At 55.3% G+C, this 16,666-nt stretch carries 13 protein-coding genes; 8 read left to right on the top strand and 5 right to left on the bottom strand.

Going from position 1 to position 16,666, the window contains the following annotated elements; translation table 11 throughout:
• Window positions 1-130: 130 nt before the first annotated feature.
• Together ACR64Q_RS19605 and ACR64Q_RS19600 are read left to right on the top strand one after the other, a co-directional pair.
• On the top strand, window positions 131-1,246 hold the full coding sequence (locus tag ACR64Q_RS19605) for an efflux RND transporter periplasmic adaptor subunit (protein WP_313732821.1): 1,116 nt from the start codon (window positions 131-133) through the stop codon (window positions 1,244-1,246).
• Window positions 1,246-4,308 (top strand): efflux RND transporter permease subunit, encoded by a 3,063-nt coding sequence (locus ACR64Q_RS19600; RefSeq protein ID WP_313732820.1) that lies wholly within the window; start codon window positions 1,246-1,248, stop codon window positions 4,306-4,308. The genes ACR64Q_RS19605 and ACR64Q_RS19600 overlap by 1 nt, the downstream gene beginning before the upstream one ends.
• 19 nt (window positions 4,309-4,327) lie before the next feature.
• Here ACR64Q_RS19600 and crp read toward each other — a convergent pair whose 3' ends face one another.
• Window positions 4,328-4,981 carry a cAMP-activated global transcriptional regulator CRP gene (gene crp, locus ACR64Q_RS19595; RefSeq protein ID WP_020484290.1) on the bottom strand — a complete coding sequence of 218 codons (654 nt, stop codon included), beginning with the start codon at window positions 4,979-4,981 and terminating at the stop codon, window positions 4,328-4,330.
• Window positions 4,982-5,109: 128 nt separating this feature from the next.
• On the opposite strand from crp, the gene ACR64Q_RS19590 reads away from it, so the two are divergent.
• Together ACR64Q_RS19590 and speD are read left to right on the top strand one after the other, a co-directional pair.
• Entirely contained in the window at window positions 5,110-5,529 is a 420-nt protein-coding gene (locus ACR64Q_RS19590; RefSeq protein WP_026602562.1) for an OsmC family protein, read from the top strand.
• A gap of 4 nt (window positions 5,530-5,533) precedes the next feature.
• Entirely contained in the window at window positions 5,534-6,313 is a 780-nt protein-coding gene (speD, locus tag ACR64Q_RS19585; protein ID WP_020484292.1) for an adenosylmethionine decarboxylase, read from the top strand.
• A 59-nt stretch (window positions 6,314-6,372) separates the two neighbouring features.
• On the opposite strand, the gene ACR64Q_RS19580 is transcribed toward speD, so the two are convergent.
• The 3 genes from ACR64Q_RS19580 to apaG all read right to left on the bottom strand — a co-directional run bounded on the left by ACR64Q_RS19580 (window position 6,373) and on the right by apaG (window position 7,979).
• Complete coding sequence (locus ACR64Q_RS19580; RefSeq protein WP_205451662.1) at window positions 6,373-6,693, bottom strand: periplasmic heavy metal sensor; 321 nt, start codon at window positions 6,691-6,693, stop codon at window positions 6,373-6,375.
• A gap of 75 nt (window positions 6,694-6,768) precedes the next feature.
• Complete coding sequence (locus ACR64Q_RS19575) at window positions 6,769-7,602, bottom strand: symmetrical bis(5'-nucleosyl)-tetraphosphatase (protein WP_313732818.1); 834 nt, start codon at window positions 7,600-7,602, stop codon at window positions 6,769-6,771.
• Window positions 7,602-7,979, bottom strand: a complete 378-nt coding sequence (gene apaG, locus ACR64Q_RS19570) for a Co2+/Mg2+ efflux protein ApaG (RefSeq protein WP_020484295.1) — start codon at window positions 7,977-7,979, stop codon at window positions 7,602-7,604. The genes ACR64Q_RS19575 and apaG overlap by 1 nt, the downstream gene beginning before the upstream one ends.
• Before the next feature lie 71 nt (window positions 7,980-8,050).
• Between apaG and ACR64Q_RS19565 the strand changes: the two genes are divergently transcribed.
• From ACR64Q_RS19565 to ACR64Q_RS19550, 4 genes are all read left to right on the top strand, one after another.
• On the top strand, window positions 8,051-8,572 hold the full coding sequence (locus ACR64Q_RS19565) for an ankyrin repeat domain-containing protein (RefSeq protein ID WP_313732817.1): 522 nt from the start codon (window positions 8,051-8,053) through the stop codon (window positions 8,570-8,572).
• Window positions 8,573-8,634: 62 nt separating this feature from the next.
• Window positions 8,635-10,053, top strand: a complete 1,419-nt coding sequence (gene mpl / locus ACR64Q_RS19560) for a UDP-N-acetylmuramate:L-alanyl-gamma-D-glutamyl-meso-diaminopimelate ligase (protein WP_313732816.1) — start codon at window positions 8,635-8,637, stop codon at window positions 10,051-10,053.
• Window positions 10,054-10,056: 3 nt separating this feature from the next.
• Complete coding sequence (locus ACR64Q_RS19555) at window positions 10,057-10,344, top strand: Rdx family protein (RefSeq protein ID WP_313732815.1); 288 nt, start codon at window positions 10,057-10,059, stop codon at window positions 10,342-10,344.
• Window positions 10,345-10,387: 43 nt separating this feature from the next.
• Window positions 10,388-12,358, top strand: coding sequence for a serine/threonine protein kinase (locus ACR64Q_RS19550; protein WP_313732814.1), 1,971 nt, complete (start codon window positions 10,388-10,390; stop codon window positions 12,356-12,358).
• Window positions 12,359-12,511: 153 nt separating this feature from the next.
• Here ACR64Q_RS19550 and ACR64Q_RS19545 read toward each other — a convergent pair whose 3' ends face one another.
• Window positions 12,512-16,555, bottom strand: a complete 4,044-nt coding sequence (locus tag ACR64Q_RS19545) for a hypothetical protein (protein ID WP_313732813.1) — start codon at window positions 16,553-16,555, stop codon at window positions 12,512-12,514.
• Window positions 16,556-16,666 lie beyond the last annotated feature (111 nt).

Here is a 16,666-nt window from a genome sequence, read left to right as displayed (position 1 = left end):
CTAAACCCGATGGTTCAGTTTTAAATTGTCGTATAGACTTGGAGCTGAGTAATGTTTGCCGAGATTTTTCGTCATGATGACACACCTAACGCGTTCTATTAGCTTTTATACCCTTCATTCCCAGCGCGGTATGGCACGCGGCTCATTACTTATCGGGATTTTTACCGTACTGGCATGCTGTGCGATGCTTATAGTTTGGTTGTTAAGGCCGGAAAGTCCAGATGCTTCCACTCCGGTGAAAGCGGTGCCGGCGCTAACGGTGACGCGGGCAATGCCGCAATGGCGGCAATGGCCGACAACCATAGAGGCGTCCGGAGCGATTGCGGCTTGGCAAGAAGCCGTAATCGGTGCCCAGCAGACCGGATTGCGGCTAATCGAAGTCAATGTCAATGTCGGCGATCAAGTAAAACGCGGTCAACTACTGGCCCGTTTCGATGCTGATATGCTGCGCGCCGATCTGGCGCAATTGCAGGCCAATCTGGCACAGGCACGGGCCACCGCCGCGCAAGCCGAAATCAACAAACAGCGGGTGTTAAAACTGAAAAACGCAGCGACGCTAAGTCAACAGGAGTTGTTGCGTTACGAAACCGAAGCGGAAACCTCCCGCATCCAGGTCGATGTCATCAAGGCCCAGTTGGCAGCTAAGCAGTTGCAACTAAGCTATGCCGAGGTGCGGGCGCCGGACGACGGCGCGATTAGCGCGCGAATGGCAACCCTGGGCGCAGTGGCCGGCAGCGGGCAGGAATTGTTTCGGTTAATTCGGCAAAATCGCTTGGAATGGCGCGGTGAATTGACTGCCGGGCAAATCGCGCAAATCCAGACAGGGCAAGCGATTCAACTCAGTTTGCCGGACGGCAGCGTTGCCCAAGCCAAGGTGCGGCAACTGGCGCCAGCCTTGGACGAGCAGTCGCGGTTGGGCGTCATGTACGCCGATATCGTGCCCGGTAGCCAGGCGCGGGCCGGTATGTATGCCAATGGCCGAATCGAGTTAAGTCAACGTCCGGCACTAGTGGTGCCGGCCGCCGGCGTGGTGATCCGAGACGGACGCAGTTATGTACTGAAGCTGCATAGTGATGCAGACACCTCACCGGTTAGTTTGCAGGCGGTCGCTACCGGTCGTCGGTATGGCGTGGAAATTGAAATTGTGCAAGGTCTGAGCGAAACAGATCGCGTGGTGGTAGAGGGTGCCGGTTTTCTTAACGATGGCGATCTTGTGCACATCGCGCCGGTGGCGAGGGTTGATTGATGAGTTTTGCCTCTTGGTCGATTCGCAACCCCATCCCATCGATTTTACTGTTTATCTTACTGTCACTGGCGGGACTGCGCGGTTTACAACAGCTATCCATACAGAGCTTGCCGGATCTGGATTTACCCAGTGTCATCGTTAAGCTCAATCAACCGGGCGCGGCACCGGCACAGCTGGAAACCGAAGTGGCGCGTAAAGTCGAGGATTCGATTGCCACCCTATCCGGGTTGAAGCATATCCGCACCTCGATTACCGATGGCTTGGTGCAAATCAATGTCGAATTTATCCTGGAGAAAAAACTTTCCGATGCCTTGATCGAAACCAAGGACGCGGTGGACCGGGTGCGCTCGGACTTGCCTACCAGCGTTTTGCAACCCAGCATCAGTGCGGTGACAGTGGGTGGTGCGCCGATTTTGACCTACGCGATTGCCTCAACCAAGCTGGACGAGGAGGCCTTATCCTGGCGGGTGGACGATAACGTCAGCAAGGCCATGTTGGGCGTGGCCGGCGTCGGGCGTTTCGAACGGCTGGGCGGTGTGCAGCGTGAAATACAACTGGAAGTCGACCCGGTGCGGCTGGCGTCGCTGGGGGTTACCGCGACCGATGTCTCCCGAGCCTTGAAGCAGGTGCAGCAGGAATCTTCCGGCGGTCGGGGTAATTTAGGCTTGGCGGAGCAATCTGTGCGTACGCTGGCCACGGTGCGGCAGGCCCAGGAGCTGGCGGCTTTGCCTGTGGCGATAGCCAATGGCCGCGAGGTGCGGTTGGATCAAATCGCCACGGTCCGCGACACCGTTGCGGAGCGTACGCAATTGGCAGCATTGGACGGCAAGCCGTTGATCGGTTTCAACATCTACAGGGCCAAGGGGTTTGACGAAACCCGCATCGCTAATGATGTGGAACAGGCCTTGGCGCGGATGCGGGAAGCCGATCCGTCCCTGAGTTTTACCCTGATTTCCGGTTCGGTAGCGTATTCGCAAGAGCAGTATGAAGGCTCGATGATGATGCTCTACGAAGGCGCGTTGTTGGCGGTGCTGGTGGTATGGTGGTTCTTGCGCGATTGGCGGGCGACGTTAGTGTCGGCTTCGGCCCTGCCTTTGTCGATTCTGCCGACCTTTGCGGTGATGCATTGGCTGGGGTTTTCCTTGAACATGCTGACCATGCTGGCCTTGGCTATCGTGGTCGGGATCTTGGTCGACGATGCGATCGTGGAAATCGAAAACATCGCCCGGCATGTGCGGATGGGCAAAAGCATCCGTCAGGCCGCCGCCGAGGCGGTTGATGAAATCGCGCTGGCGGTGATCGCCACCACCTTGACGCTGGTGGTGGTGTTCATGCCTACCGCGCTGATGAGCGGCGTATCAGGATTGTTTTTTAGACAATTCGGCTGGACGGCGGTGGTGGCGGTGCTTGCGTCTTTGCTGGTTGCGCGCTTGCTGACGCCGATGCTGGCGGCTTATTTACTCACCGAAGGGCATCATCCGGCCAGCGTCGATGGCAGATTGATGCCTATTTACCTGCAAGCCGTGCAGTGGACCTTGCAGCATCGTCAGGCCACGATGCTGCTCTCCACGCTATTTTTTATCGGAGCTTGCTTATTGCTGCCCTTGATTCCGGCGGGTTTCGTACCACCTGCTGATCGCGGCTACACCACCGTGCAACTCGAGTTGCCGCCGGGCAGTTCGATAAACGATGCCGGTCGAGTTGCCGAAGCGGCGCGAACTGTTCTGCAAGCGCTGGCAGGTGTCGAACACATTTTTACCGCAGTCGGCAGCAGTCAAATAGTCGGTGGCGGCGTGACCAGGCCGGGCGAACAACGCAAGGGGGCGCTGACCTTGACCTTGAGCGAGCGGGGGCAGCGGCCGCATCAATCGCAGATTGAACAGGCAGTGCGGGCAGTATTGCGCGATGTGCCCGGCGCCCGATTTTCCATTGGCATTGGTGGCCCCGGCGAGAAAATGTCTTTGATACTGTCCAGCGATAATGCGGGGGCCTTAAAAGCCAGTGCACAGGCATTGGAGCGCGATTTGCGTACCGTGGGTACCTTAAGCAGCATCAGCTCCACCGCGAGCCTGGAGCGGCCGGAGATTGCGATTCGGCCGGACTGGCAGCGCGCTGCCGAACTGGGCGTGACGGCCGAGCTGATCGGTGAAACGGTGCGGATTGCCACCAGCGGCGATTTCGATGCCCAATTGGCCAAGCTGAATCTGGATAACCGCCAACTGGCGATTCGGGTAAGGATAGCCGATGCCGCGCGGCAGGATTTACAGGTGCTGGCCAATCTAAGGGTTAGGGCCGGGGATAAGCTGGTGCCGCTATCCAGTGTGGCTGAGTTGTCGCTGGCTAGCGGCTCAGCACAGGTGGATAGGTACGACCGGCGCCGCTATGTCACGGTCAATGCCGAATTAGGGGGAATGTCCCTGGGTGAGGCGCTGGCCGCCGCCAAAACTTTGCCGGCGGTGGTGAATATGCCGTCCAGCGTTAAATTGATTCGTACCGGCGATGCGGAAATTATGGCAGAACTGGTTAGCAGTTTTGGTATGGCGATGCTGACCGGCTTATTGTGCGTGTTTTGCGTGTTGGTGCTGCTATTCAAGGATTTCTTTCAACCCCTGACCATCCTGTCGGCGATACCCTTGTCGATGGGTGGCGCGTTTATCGCCTTATTGCTGACCGGCGGCGAGTTGAATATTCCGTCGATGATAGGCTTGATCATGTTGATGGGCATCGTCACCAAAAACTCGATCTTGTTGGTGGAATATGCTTTGTTGGCGATACGCGAACACGGCCTAAGTCGGCACGAGGCTTTATTGGATGCCTGTCATAAACGCGCCAGGCCGATTGTCATGACCACGGTGGCAATGATTGCCGGCATGTTGCCGATTGCGTTGGGTTGGGGAGCCGACGCCAGCTTTCGTCAGCCGATGGCGGTGGCGGTGATCGGCGGCTTGATCAGCTCCACTTTGTTAAGTCTGCTGGTGGTGCCGGTGGTGTTTACCTATGTCGATGGTGCTCGGCAAAGTCTGGTAAAACAGTTTTTCGGTAGTGTCTCAAAGGGCGAATGATTTCGCCCTTAACTCGGCGTTAACGCGTGCCGAATACCACGATGGTTTTACCGTGGGCGGTGATTAAGCCCTTGTCTTCCAGTTCTTTCAATACGCGTCCAGCCATCTCGCGGGAACAACCAACTATACGGCCGATTTCCTGACGGGTGATGTGCAACTGCATGCCGTCCGGATGAGTAATCGCGTCAGGTTCCTTGGCTAGATCCAACAGCGTGCGGGCAATGCGGCCTTCCACGTCCATAAATGCCAGGTCGCGGTATTTGCGGCTGGTGATCAACAAACGGGTCGAGAGTTGTTCACCGAGTACGGTCAGAATCTCCACGGCCTGATCGCGCAGTTCGGCGTTGAGCAGCAATTTGAAACGTTCATAACCAATTTCCGCCATCTGGCATTTGGTGCGGGTTTTCACCAGTACGCTCCGCGTTTCGGCGTTTTTGAACACCCCGATCTCGCCGACGAAATCGTGCTTGTTCAAATACGCCAGTATCAATTCGCGGCCTTCCTCGTCTTCTACGCTGACGCTGACCGAGCCATCGACCACAAACAATAGTTTGTCGCCGACATCGCCAGGGCGAACGATGGTGATTTTGGCTGGATAGCTCCTAACATGGCAGAAGCGTAAAAAGGCGTCCAGGGCGGATGGTGAAATCTTGTTTTGTTTAACGAAGCTCATAATTTGTAATAATTCTGTGAACTAGATTGGTTACCCTATCAAGGTGCAGTAGTTTTACAAAAAAATCAAGACATTTGACGGGTTCGTTGTAAAATTCCCGACAATTTTGATTTTGGTTGGGATATGTCATGCAGGCAACGATTAAATGGGTCGACGGTAGATTGTTCGTCGGCGAGTCCGGCAGCGGGCACACGGTAGTGATGGATGGACCGCCGGATCACGGCGGCCGCAATCTCGGGGTGCGCCCTATGGAAATGCTGTTGTTGGGCGTGGGTGGCTGTTCGTCGTTCGACGTCGTGGATATTCTGCAAAAAGGCCGCCACGAGATTGTACATTGCACTGCCGAGCTGACGGCGGAACGCGTAGACACAGTGCCGGCGGTATTCAGCAAAATTCATTTGCACTTCAAGGTGACGGGTAAAAATCTGCCGGTTACCGCGGTGGAACGGGCGGTGAAGTTATCCGCCGAAAAATATTGCTCGGCGTCCATTATGTTGGGCAAAGCGGGTGTGGAAATAAGTCATGATTTTGAAGTTATAGAGGGTTGATCGGTTGAGCAAATTACAGTTACACGGGTTTAATAACCTGACCAAATCGTTGAGTTTTAATATTTACGACGTTTGCTATGCGCCGAAAGAGCAAGAAAAAGCCTACATCGAATATATCGACGAAGCCTATAACGCCAAGCGTTTGACGCAGATTTTAAAAGACGTGGCCAATATCATCGGCGCGCAAATTCTGAACATCGCTCATCAGGATTACGACCCGCAAGGTGCCAGTGTGACGATGTTGATTTCCGAAGGTGCGGTCATTCCCGCCGGCATGAACTCCGAGTCGCCAGGCCCCTTGCCCGATACCATCCTGGCGCATTTGGATAAAAGCCACATCACTGTGCATACCTATCCGGAAAGTCATCCGGATACCGATATTTGTACGTTTCGAGCGGACATCGACGTGTCAACCTGTGGTCAAATTTCACCGCTGAAAGCCTTGAATTATTTGATTCACAGCTTTGAGTCCGACATCGTCATCATGGACTACCGAGTGCGCGGTTTTACCCGTGACGTGTCCGGGCAAAAGCATTACATCGATCACAAAATCAATTCTATCCAGAATTACATCGCGGAAAGCACTAAAGAGCTGTACCAGATGATCGACGTGAACGTGTATCAGGAAAACATCTTCCACACCAAGATGATGTTGAAAGAAACCGAACTGGAAAATTACTTGTTCGAGAAGGAAAGTAATTTCAGCGACGAAGAGCAGGAAGAAATCCAAGGCATGCTGCAGGAAGAAATGGCCGAGATTTTTTACGGCCGGAATTTCTCTTAAAAATACGCTAGCTCAAGCAACAGCCTCAGCAGTAACAGCTACTGCTGAGGCTGTTTTGTTTATGGGGCCGGCTTACGAGGAGCTTGCTCGCGCATCTGTTCCTGGTGTTGCTTGCGCAAGTCGTCCATTTTCTGCATTTGTTCCGGGCTTAACACCTCCTTCATCCGGCTGTGCGACTCTTCGTGGATGGCGCGGAATTTTTCGTGCTGCTCTTTAAAAATCGCTTCCAGTTTGGTTTTTTGCTCAGGGCTGAGTTGCAGCAGTTTGTTCAAATGTTCTAGTTTGTGATCTACCGGCTGGCCGTAGTCGTTTTCGCTTGGATAGGCGAAGGCGGTTAACGGCAAGGCCAGGACGATGGCGAGGAACAGGTTTTTTCGCATGGGCTACTCTCGAGTTAAGTTGGTGTGGTGCTTGATGTGCGAGCAAATTGATGCCGGAGCGCCGGCAAAAGTTCACTACTCTGAAAAAGCCTTGGGATTATGTGAGGCCGCGCAGTCGATGCTGAAACGTCTGGGTGGCTCGGACAGCTCTAGTGCCGTTAATTGTCCGCCCCACAAACAGCCGGTGTCTATTGAGTAACAGTTATAGCCGTCGAAATAGCCCAGCGTCGACCAATGACCGAAGATGATGCGCATATCGATACTTTTGCGGCCCGGCACTTCAAACCAGGGTAGTAAATGATCGGGCTGGCTGCCGGGCGCGCCTTTCGGCCCAAAATCCATGACGCCGTCTACGGTGCAATAGCGCAGCCGGCTGAAACAATTGATGGCAAAGCGCAGCTTTTCGGTTTTCAGCAAATCGTCGCGCCAGACCACGGGTTTGTTACCGTACATGGAGCGGAAAAAGCGTTCGTGATCCGGGCTTTGCATGGCCTGTTCGGTTTCACGCGCCATGCGCAGCGTGGTTGCAAAATCCCACTGCGGCGGCAGGCCGGCGTGCAACATGCAAAATTCATCATTGTGATGAAACAGTTTTTGATGGCGCAGCCAGTCTATAAGCTCTTCGCAATCCTCGGCTCTTAAAATGTCGCCCAGCGTGTCTTTTTTACCGGCCTTGCCTAGCGACACCACGGTGGCGATCAAGTGCAGATCGTGATTGCCGAGCACGGTAACGGCCGCCGAGCCCAAACCCTTCACAAATCGTAGCGTCTCTAGCGATTTTGGGCCACGGTTGACCAAGTCGCCGGCCAGCCACAGTTGATCCCGGCCGGGTTCGAAGCTTATATGGTCCAGTAAGCGGCGGAACTCGTCGTAACAGCCCTGAATGTCACCAATTGCATAAATCGCCATTAGTGCAGGGTTCTAGGTATCGACAGGGTGAATTTGGGAATGGCTGCGTTAAAATTTTCGCCGGCGTCCGACTGCATTTGATACTTGCCCTGCATCACGCCGACTGGAGTTTCTATCATCGCCGCGCTGGTATAGCGGAATGAATCGCCGGGGCTGAGATGCGGGTTTTCTCCCACCACGCCGTCGCCGTTTACTTCCTGTACCTTGCCGTTGGCATCGGTGATCAGCCAGTGCCGGGTCAGCAATTTTGCCGGCGTGGAGCCGACGTTGGTGATGGTAATGGTGTAGGCAAACACATAGCGGTTCTGTTCGGGGGACGATTGGGCCTCGATATAGTAGGGTTGGGCTTCAACTAAAACTTTGTTTTTTTCGCTCATTGATAGATGATGTAAATCAGTATTTGCCTTATTTCAACCCAACTCATACCCAAACGCAAGCAAGCAATCCGATGAACATCCGCAGATTTCTAAGTGCCGGGCTAATCGCCTGGTCCGTGCAGGCGCTTGCCGAGGACAATAAGGATTTATTTGCCGCCGCAGCCACCGGCAAGCTGGAGCGGGTCGAGGCCTTGTTGGCGCAAGGACTGGACGTCAATGGTAAGTTGGAAACGGAGCGCACAGCGCTTATGGCGGCCAGTTTTAACGGCAATTTGCGGATTGTCAAGGCGCTGCTGGCTTATGGCGCTGACGTTAATCTGGCGGATAAACTGGGCTCCACCGCGCTAACGGATGCGGTAATGTTCGGCAGTGCCGACATTGTTGGCGTGTTAATCGCCGCCGGCGCCAACGTCAATGCCGCGGATAGCCAGAGTGTGAAAATACTTGATAAGGCTAAAAAGCTTGGACGTGAAAACATCATAAAACTGTTGGAAGCGGCCGGCGCCAAGGGCTCGGAAGCCAAGGTCGAAGAAAAAATCGAAGGCGAGCCCAAGCCCGCGGAAGAAAAACCGCCGGAAGAACCTAAAAAATGATGTTGCACGTCAAACCGCATTTTCGCATTTGCATCTATTCAAACCCCGCTAAAATTATCAGAATGACAGACTCACAAAAGCCATTACACATTCACATCCTCGGCATTTGCGGCACCTTCATGGGTGGCCTAGCCTTAATCGCTCGCGAATTGGGCTACACCGTCAGCGGCTCGGACCAGAACGTCTATCCGCCGATGAGCACGCAACTCGAAGAACAAGGCATCCGCTTGATGAACGGCTATAAAGCCGAAAACCTGGATTGCAAACCCGATTTGGTGGTGGTGGGTAATGCAATGTCGCGCGGTAATCCGGAAGTGGAAGCAGTATTGAACTTAAGCTTACCGTATATTTCCGGCCCGCAATGGCTTGCGGAACATGTGTTGCAGCACAAATGGGTGCTGGCGGTGGCCGGTACCCACGGCAAGACTACTACCAGCAGCATGCTGGCCTGGGTGCTGGAATACAACGGTTTCAAACCGGGTTTTCTGATCGGCGGCATTCCGCTGAATTTCGGCATCTCCGCGCGCTTGGGCGAGTCGGATTTTTTCGTGATCGAAGCCGACGAATACGATTGCGCCTTTTTTGATAAGCGCTCCAAGTTTGTACATTACCGGCCCAGAACCGCGATCTTGAACAACCTGGAATACGATCACGCCGACATCTTTGAAAACCTGGATGCGATCAAAAAACAATTCCACCATCTGGTGCGCACCATTCCCAGCCAAGGGCTGATCATTGCGCCGGCTTGTGAGCAACATGTTTCCGAGGTACTGGAGATGGGCTGCTGGACGCCGATCGTGAAGACGGCTATCGACGGCGAAGGCGACTGCATGGATGCAGGAGGTAGGGCAACGCAGGGAGCGGTTGCCGACGATTGGCAAGCGCACTTGTCAAAAGCCGACGGCAGTAGTTTTAGCGTTAGTTTTGCAGGTGAAGATCAAGGTACAGTCGATTGGACCTTAACCGGCCGCCACAGTGTCTATAACGCCTTATCGGCCATCGCCGCCGCCCGGCATATCGGCATCGCGCCGACCGAGGCGATAGCCGCCTTGCAGCAATTTCAAAGCGTAAAGCGGCGGATGGAAGTCATCGTCAAAAGTGCCGGTGTTACCGTTTACGACGACTTTGCCCACCATCCGACGGCGATCAAGACCACGCTGGACGGCTTGCGTAAACAAGTTGGGAGCGAAAAAATTCTGGCCATCGTCGAGCCGCGCTCCAACACCATGCGCCTAGGCGTGCATACTCAATCGTTGGCTGAATCCTTGGGACAAGCCGACCAGGCCATCGTTTATCAGCCGGACAATCTGGGTTGGGATTTAAGCCAGTTGCTGAAATACGCTAACAACATTGAGATTTGCAATAGTCTGGAAACCATCGTCGCCACCATCAAAGCTCAGGCTGGCGGCGCTTGTCATGTGTTGTTGATGAGTAACGGCAGTTTTGGCGGGATTTATAAACGTCTACGGGACGAGTTGTAAACCATGAACCGCGTCGAAATTCGCTACTGCACCCAATGCCGCTGGTTGCTGCGCGCGGCCTGGATGGCGCAGGAATTGTTAAGTACCTTCGAGCAGGAGTTAGACGAACTAGTGATGCAGCCGGACACTGGCGGCATCTTTGAAGTGCGCGCCAACAGCGAATTAGTCTGGTCCCGCAAGCAGCAAGGCAGGTTTCCGGAGATTACCGAGTTAAAGCAATTGGTCCGCGATCAGATTGCGCCAGAGCGCGATCTGGGGCATGCCGACCGTAAGCCCGTTTCACAGCCTTGATTCGGCTGCACTAACATCAAATTTGGCCAAGCTGTCTGAGATTATGCTCCCGGAAGACGACGCCACCATCATCAAACCCAACGACGACGATCTGACCCGGATCAAGCCTCGCCCCTACCCACAGGTGTTGAATGGCAGTCCGGGGCAGGACGGTAAATTCAACGATGATTATTCCTTACGCGGCGCCGTGGGCGTGGGCGGCGGCGGTCAGGTGTTGCTGGGTTTTGACGAGCGCATCGGTCGCGAAGTGGCGATCAAAGAATTACTGGATCAGGCTGCGAATGAGGATGTCGAACTAAGTGCGCGTTTTCTGCGGGAGGCCCGCATCACCGGTCGCCTGGAGCATCCAGGCATTGTGCCGGTTTACGATTTGGGTAAGAAACAAAGCGGCGCGCCCTATTACGTGATGCGCTTGGTGCGCGGCGATACGCTGGCCAAGGCACTAAAAGCCTGCAATGCCGAGGTGTTGGCCGAGCATGCTCTGGCGCGGCGCCTGAGTTTGCTGGACAGACTGATCGACGTTTGCGAAGCCGTGGCTTATGCTCACTCAAAAGGCGTGATTCATCGAGACCTCAAGCCCGGCAATATCGTCCTGGGCCCGTTCGGTGAAACTATCGTCCTGGATTGGGGCTTGGCCAAGGTCGAAAACGAAGCCGATCTGGCGCCGCTGCTGCATGCTGCATCTACTCAGGCTGCCGACGATGCGGATCTGACCCGGATGGGCGACATTCTCGGCACCCCCGCCTATATGGCGCCGGAACAAGCCAATCCCGATTTCGGCATCGTGGATACGCGCTCCGACGTATTTGCGCTTGGGTGCATTCTCTATTATCTATTGGCCGGCCATCCGCCGCTGCGCGGTAGCGCCGATGAGATTTTGGCACAACTCAGTTCGCTGTCGCCTATGCCCTCGGCGCGGGATCCGAAGCTGCCAATGCCGCTGGAATTGATCGCCATCTGCGACAAGGCCTTATCCAAGGACAAATCGCTACGCTTTCCAAACGCGGCTGCGTTAGCCGACGAGTTGCGGGCCTATCGCGACGGCCGCTTGGTGAGTGCCTATGCCTACTCGCGCGGCGAACTGCTGCGCCGCTTCATTGCCCGCAATAAAGTCGTGCTGGCGGCCAGTCTGGCGGTATTGCTGGCGATTTTGATCGGCGCCGGGCTGGCCTTCAAATTTGGCGTGGAGGCGCATAAAGCGCGGAATTTGGCGGTGGCTGAAGGCGAAATCGTCAAGCAGGAAAAGAAAAAGATCGAGCGTGCGCTGGCCGATGTCACCCGCATTTCCAACCAGAACCTGACGGCCGCCAACCAAATCGCGGACAGCATCTTGGGCAACCTAAACGAGATGCGCATGGGTATGCAGCAAGCAGCCGAGTCCCTGCGTACCAATGCCGATTTAGCCGCATCCAGTGGCTTGCTGGATAGCTTGCGGCAACGTTATCCGCGCGGCGAAAGTTTTGCCACGACGCGCGCGCCCGGCACTATCGTGGCGGTGGTTCCGGGCAAATATCGACAAGCGTTGGGTGCCGATACCTCGCAACTTGAGCACAACCGGATGACTTTGGAACGGGGCGTGCCGATTCTGAGCCGGATTTATCAAGCTCCGGAAGGCTTCGCCGCCGTCACGATGGTGGTGCCGATCAAACAGGGTAAAACTATCCCGGGCTTTATCTCTATGCGCATCAAGCCGGTCGATTTTCTCGGTGGATTGTTGACAGAGGATACGCAGAGCAAAAAACGCACAGTGTGGGTCGTGCAGGATGATGGTCTGTTGCTTTACGATACCGATCCTCAGGAGATTGGCCTTAATTTGTTCCGTGAGGAACGCTTCAATCAAATACCGGAACTTCGGCAGCTCGCCGCTGAAATCGCCGATCAAGATGCCGGAGTGGGCTATTACCAAAGCCAGTCAGCCGGTCAATCCGAGCCTTCGCGGCAGATCGCAGCCTGGGTAAGCTTGCGTCCGGCGGAGAATCGGGGGTGGAAAGTGGTGGTTTTGGAGGCTTGGTGACGAGTTTTTATTCCAAAATGCCGCTGTTGGAACTTGTAAAAGTTGTTGCGAAAGCATTTAAGTGAAGTGTTTCGGGGATTAGCCAGTTAGAGACAATCTTGCAGGTTATTGCTCGTGATAAAGCCCCCGGCTTTGCCGGGGGTATTTACGATGTTAAGAGCCTGATTTCGGCACGATAGCTTGGACCGGTGATTTTTTCCAAAGCCCGCCGCCGGCAAAACAGTTCCAACCCCAGCGCAGCCAATTCAACAAGGCTGCGGCCATCCACAACGACCAAGCCAGCATCAAAATCCGGTAGGCCAGTAAAGGCAGGCTGACTACCGTGGCAATGGCCAACTGCGGACCATTGCGATCCTGATACCAATTTAGCAAGGTCGCAGACGATTGATTCCCGGCAATTTGCATATCCGGATTACCCAACAAACCTTGCTCGACCGCTATTGCTATCAGCAACAAGGACAGCAGCGTCAAACCGGCCAAACCGATTTGCGCTAAATTGAACCAGCGCGGCCGTTCCGGTGCATGCTCGGCGCGGAAACCCAGAGCAAACAACCAGCCCACCACCAAAAATGCAGCGGCAATATGCAACTGGCTCAAGCCGATCAGCAACAAAAACCACTGCCAATGCTTTAGCGGCGTGATACTCAGCTTACCCAAGCCCAGCGCCAATACGGCCAGCACTATCAATAAGCCCCAGATCAACGCGGCCGGCCCGAACTTCGGCCCAAAGGTCCACAACAACCAACGCTCTTGCGGCATCAGCAACTGAATACGACTGTTCACGCTGGCAACGCCGAGATCAACCAGCGGCGTGCGTAACAGCAAACCGGGTTCTTGCGCTGTCTGCCAATTCAACACAATTTGCTGAGTGCCGGGATGTATCGGCAAACTCACCACAGCACCTTGCTGACGAATCGGCTGACTCACGCCGTCTATCGTCACACTTTGCAGTTCCGCCTGCTCCGGCAGTTTCACGGGGTGTTGTCCACCTTTGGAACTACGGATGCTCAAGGTCAATTCCACCGTTTCACTACGCTGCCCAGGTTTGACCATGAGCTCACTTCTATCGATGGTCAAGGTCGCCCCTGCCACCGCTTGCGGACGGCTGATAGTTAGATTGACCCGCTCGCCCGGCCAAGGCCGCCACTCCGGTAGCCATTGTCCTTGACTATCCTGATGATGCACCACCGCAATACCGTCAGCCTGCAAATGCCAGATTGGACTAACATCGGCACGCCAAACCTCGTGCCATTCCGGCGTATCGGCGGCCTGCAATAACAATTGCTCGGTTTTAGCCAATGCGGACTCCCATTCCATAGTCGCCTGGCCGGCCGCCATGTTGACTAATACTTTCCCGTCCTTGACCCGCACTTGCGGACTGGTGACGGCTTCACCGGGCAACAACGGTAGCTCCAATAACACCGGACTGAGAGCGCCGGCCAATTGCTCGACTCGGGTGGTCACGCGCCAATCCAAACCCAAATGCAGGGTTCTTTCCACCCGTACAAACGCCGGCAAGGCGGTTTGTTGTAGCTTATTTTTGGGCCCGCTATCGAGTTGCAAGCGGCTGAACTCCAGTTGCGGACCCACCTTGCCGTCTTCATATAAACCGTCCACCCGCCAACCGTCGGCATTGACGCTGGCATGCTGCGGCGGCAACAGCAACGGCACACTGAATTTATCCTGTGCGGCATAGCGGCCTTGCATAGCCACCTTGTGAACACCTTGCGCCACCATCAACCATAAGCTGCCATCATCCTGTCTGATCAAGGCTTGCGCCTCACTGCCATCGACAGTAACCTGCTCTGGAAACCATTGCTCAAGCTGAGCCGGCAGCGGTACCGCCAGATCCTGTTGTGTGTGCAATTGCAATTCGATGCGCAGCAGCTCAGGCTTAACCCATAATTGCATGTCGGCTATCTGCGCGCAGGTGGGCAGACATTGCGGTGCTTGCAGCAAGCGGGTTTTCAATTGCTCGAGCATTGGCGCGTCAGGCAGATCGGCATAGGCCTTGTCGCTGGGCGCCATCAACAGCGGCAACAGCAACAGGCAGGTCAAGCTCGGCAAGGACAAGCGCCAGTTGCTGGCGATAGCGCCGAGCATTTTCAAAACCAAAACCGTCACCAGCATGGCTTGGGCAAAGTGCAGCAACATCATCAAAAATGGCGACAAATACCAGAGCCGGATTTGCTGCCCGCTATCGACCGCGCCGTTCCAGCTCAACTCCACGCGCTGCCAGCCCCATTGCGGCAGGCCGGGACCGGTTTGCAGATTGGCTTCGGGATCGATACGTTGCAAACTGGCGGCGCTGCCGCCGTAAGAACTGGATGCCTTGGGTTTAGCTGAATACTCGGGCTCCGTTTTGGCAAGTTCCCTTATTTCCGGCTCCGGCGCCATCGCCGAATCCGCCATCTGTTCTACCTGCAACGCCATCGGTGCAGCGGCAGCCACCACCGAATGCAGGCGCTGAATGGACTGCCCGGGCAGTTCCAGCTGCGGGTAAATACCGATGCGAATCTGCTCTATCATGAACGGAATGGTCAGCATCAGCAGGGCCAGCCAACTGACGTTGCGATACCATTTCAACCATTGCCAAAAGCTACCCGCCGGCAATACTCGCAGCAAGGCGATCACTGCCAGCACGTTCAACCAAATCAAGCGCGGCGCATCCGCCTCATGCCAAATCAGTGCCAAACTGAGCAACGCAAACCCGCCCCATTGCGGCGACCACAGCCGCCCGACGGCCAATGCGGCGATCAAGACCAAAAACAAGTCCAGCAAAGTCCAGCGGTTCAACCAGCTATTCGGTACATTGTCCACACCGCTGACCGCCAGCAAGCGCCAGCCGGGCGGGATATTGAGTTCGGCCTGCACCTGTTGAAAGCGCTGCTGCCAGCCGCTGGCGCTGAGCACATGCAAATCGGCTTCGATTCGGCTATCGGCGTTGAGGCGAATAGCGCCGCGCCGCACTTCCACACCTTGGCTGCCATCCGCCAACTGGGTAATCAATTGGCTCTGGCCATCCAGTTGCACCTGACCCAGCCCCAGTTCCGGCACCGCATTCATGCGCCAGTCGCGGCTCATGTTGCCGGTAATGTTATCGCTGACGGTATAACCGCCGCCTTCGAAATCCAGCCACAGCGTGCGCTTCAGTTTGAGTTGATTCGGCTCGGGTTCAGGGTCGCCGCGGCGCACCACTTTAAACCTCATACTCTCGCCCTGTTTCAGTTGATAGGTAGGCAAATGCTGCCATTCGGCGGGCAGATTGGTTTGGCTGCCGTCTATCGCAGTCAAATTCTCGATTTCCACCAAGCGCAAGGCCGGCATGGCCTGGAACGCCCATAACTCCTCCGCCGGCCAGTTCTGGTCTGTTACGGCCAAATCCAGTTGCGTCAGGGCTTGCGGGTGGCGGCCATGAATATCGATACTCCAGCGCCCCGGACGCACTTGCACCAATAGTCTCCCGTTACCGTCCAATCGAGCCGGTAAGGGGCTATTCAGGGCCACCGGGATAAAGTTAGGCAACAAGGCATAAGGAAACTCGATCTCCCGCGCCTTGCCGGATACTTCCAGATCCAGGCGCGTGATGACCTGTAGCGGCACCTCGTCCAGCACCTGCCGGAATACTTGCAGGTCTAGCCTGTCTTGCTCCCGGTCAGCGGTGTCGGCTTTCTCAATATGCAGCCACAATGCACCTTGTTTGATTGATGGATAAGCGACCGGCTTATCGTTGACGCTGAGCTGAATCAGGCCGCTGGCCTCCGGCAAGGCTAATTGTTCCGGTAAGTTTTCCCAGAAAAATTCGCCGCTAATTTGGTAGCGACCTGCCGACAATTGCAGGGCAGGCTTACCGTCTTTTTCCACGACCGGCTGCGTTTGTTTGTTGACGGTGACGGCTTGCGGCCAATGTTGCGTGTCGCCCGGCAAGATAATCCAATCCTTGCGGTACACGGTCCAATCGGCAACGAAGCTGCCGTGCTTAGCTTGTAAATTCAGGTGCAGCGCACCGGGCCAGGAGCAGCGTTTTTGTTGAAAATCGTCGAAGAAAAACGGGCAACGGTACTGGGATTCATCGGCCAACACCCAGTTGACCCAGGGCTTTAGCGGTTCAGGAACATCTTGCATGTCCAGCGCCCTTGCCGTCTGCAACGACGCCTGCCCAACCAATAGCCACAGCATAAAAACAAATCGTCCCATAGTATCCTCCAGCCCTAATCCCATTTAAGGGACTTATAAACATCATAGAAAACTCTCTCCCACTGCACCCAGGGGCATAAAGGGATCTATGTATCTTAACATTCGCCATGC

This window comes from Methylomonas sp. 2F7, from assembly GCF_057126975.1.
This window is presented reverse-complemented; position numbering and strand designations above follow the sequence as displayed.

Coding starts and splice junctions, on each gene's coding strand:
- mpl (WP_313732816.1), top strand. CDS start 8,635: ATGACAGACTCACAAAAGCCATTACACATTCACATCCTCGGCATTTGC.
- ACR64Q_RS19565 (WP_313732817.1), top strand. CDS start 8,051: ATGAACATCCGCAGATTTCTAAGTGCCGGGCTAATCGCCTGGTCCGTG.
- ACR64Q_RS19555 (WP_313732815.1), top strand. CDS start 10,057: ATGAACCGCGTCGAAATTCGCTACTGCACCCAATGCCGCTGGTTGCTG.
- ACR64Q_RS19580 (WP_205451662.1), bottom strand. CDS start 6,693: ATGCGAAAAAACCTGTTCCTCGCCATCGTCCTGGCCTTGCCGTTAACC.
- ACR64Q_RS19575 (WP_313732818.1), bottom strand. CDS start 7,602: ATGGCGATTTATGCAATTGGTGACATTCAGGGCTGTTACGACGAGTTC.
- ACR64Q_RS19545 (WP_313732813.1), bottom strand. CDS start 16,555: ATGGGACGATTTGTTTTTATGCTGTGGCTATTGGTTGGGCAGGCGTCG.
- ACR64Q_RS19590 (WP_026602562.1), top strand. CDS start 5,110: ATGCAGGCAACGATTAAATGGGTCGACGGTAGATTGTTCGTCGGCGAG.
- ACR64Q_RS19550 (WP_313732814.1), top strand. CDS start 10,388: ATGCTCCCGGAAGACGACGCCACCATCATCAAACCCAACGACGACGAT.
- ACR64Q_RS19605 (WP_313732821.1), top strand. CDS start 131: ATGGCACGCGGCTCATTACTTATCGGGATTTTTACCGTACTGGCATGC.
- crp (WP_020484290.1), bottom strand. CDS start 4,981: ATGAGCTTCGTTAAACAAAACAAGATTTCACCATCCGCCCTGGACGCC.
- ACR64Q_RS19600 (WP_313732820.1), top strand. CDS start 1,246: ATGAGTTTTGCCTCTTGGTCGATTCGCAACCCCATCCCATCGATTTTA.
- apaG (WP_020484295.1), bottom strand. CDS start 7,979: ATGAGCGAAAAAAACAAAGTTTTAGTTGAAGCCCAACCCTACTATATC.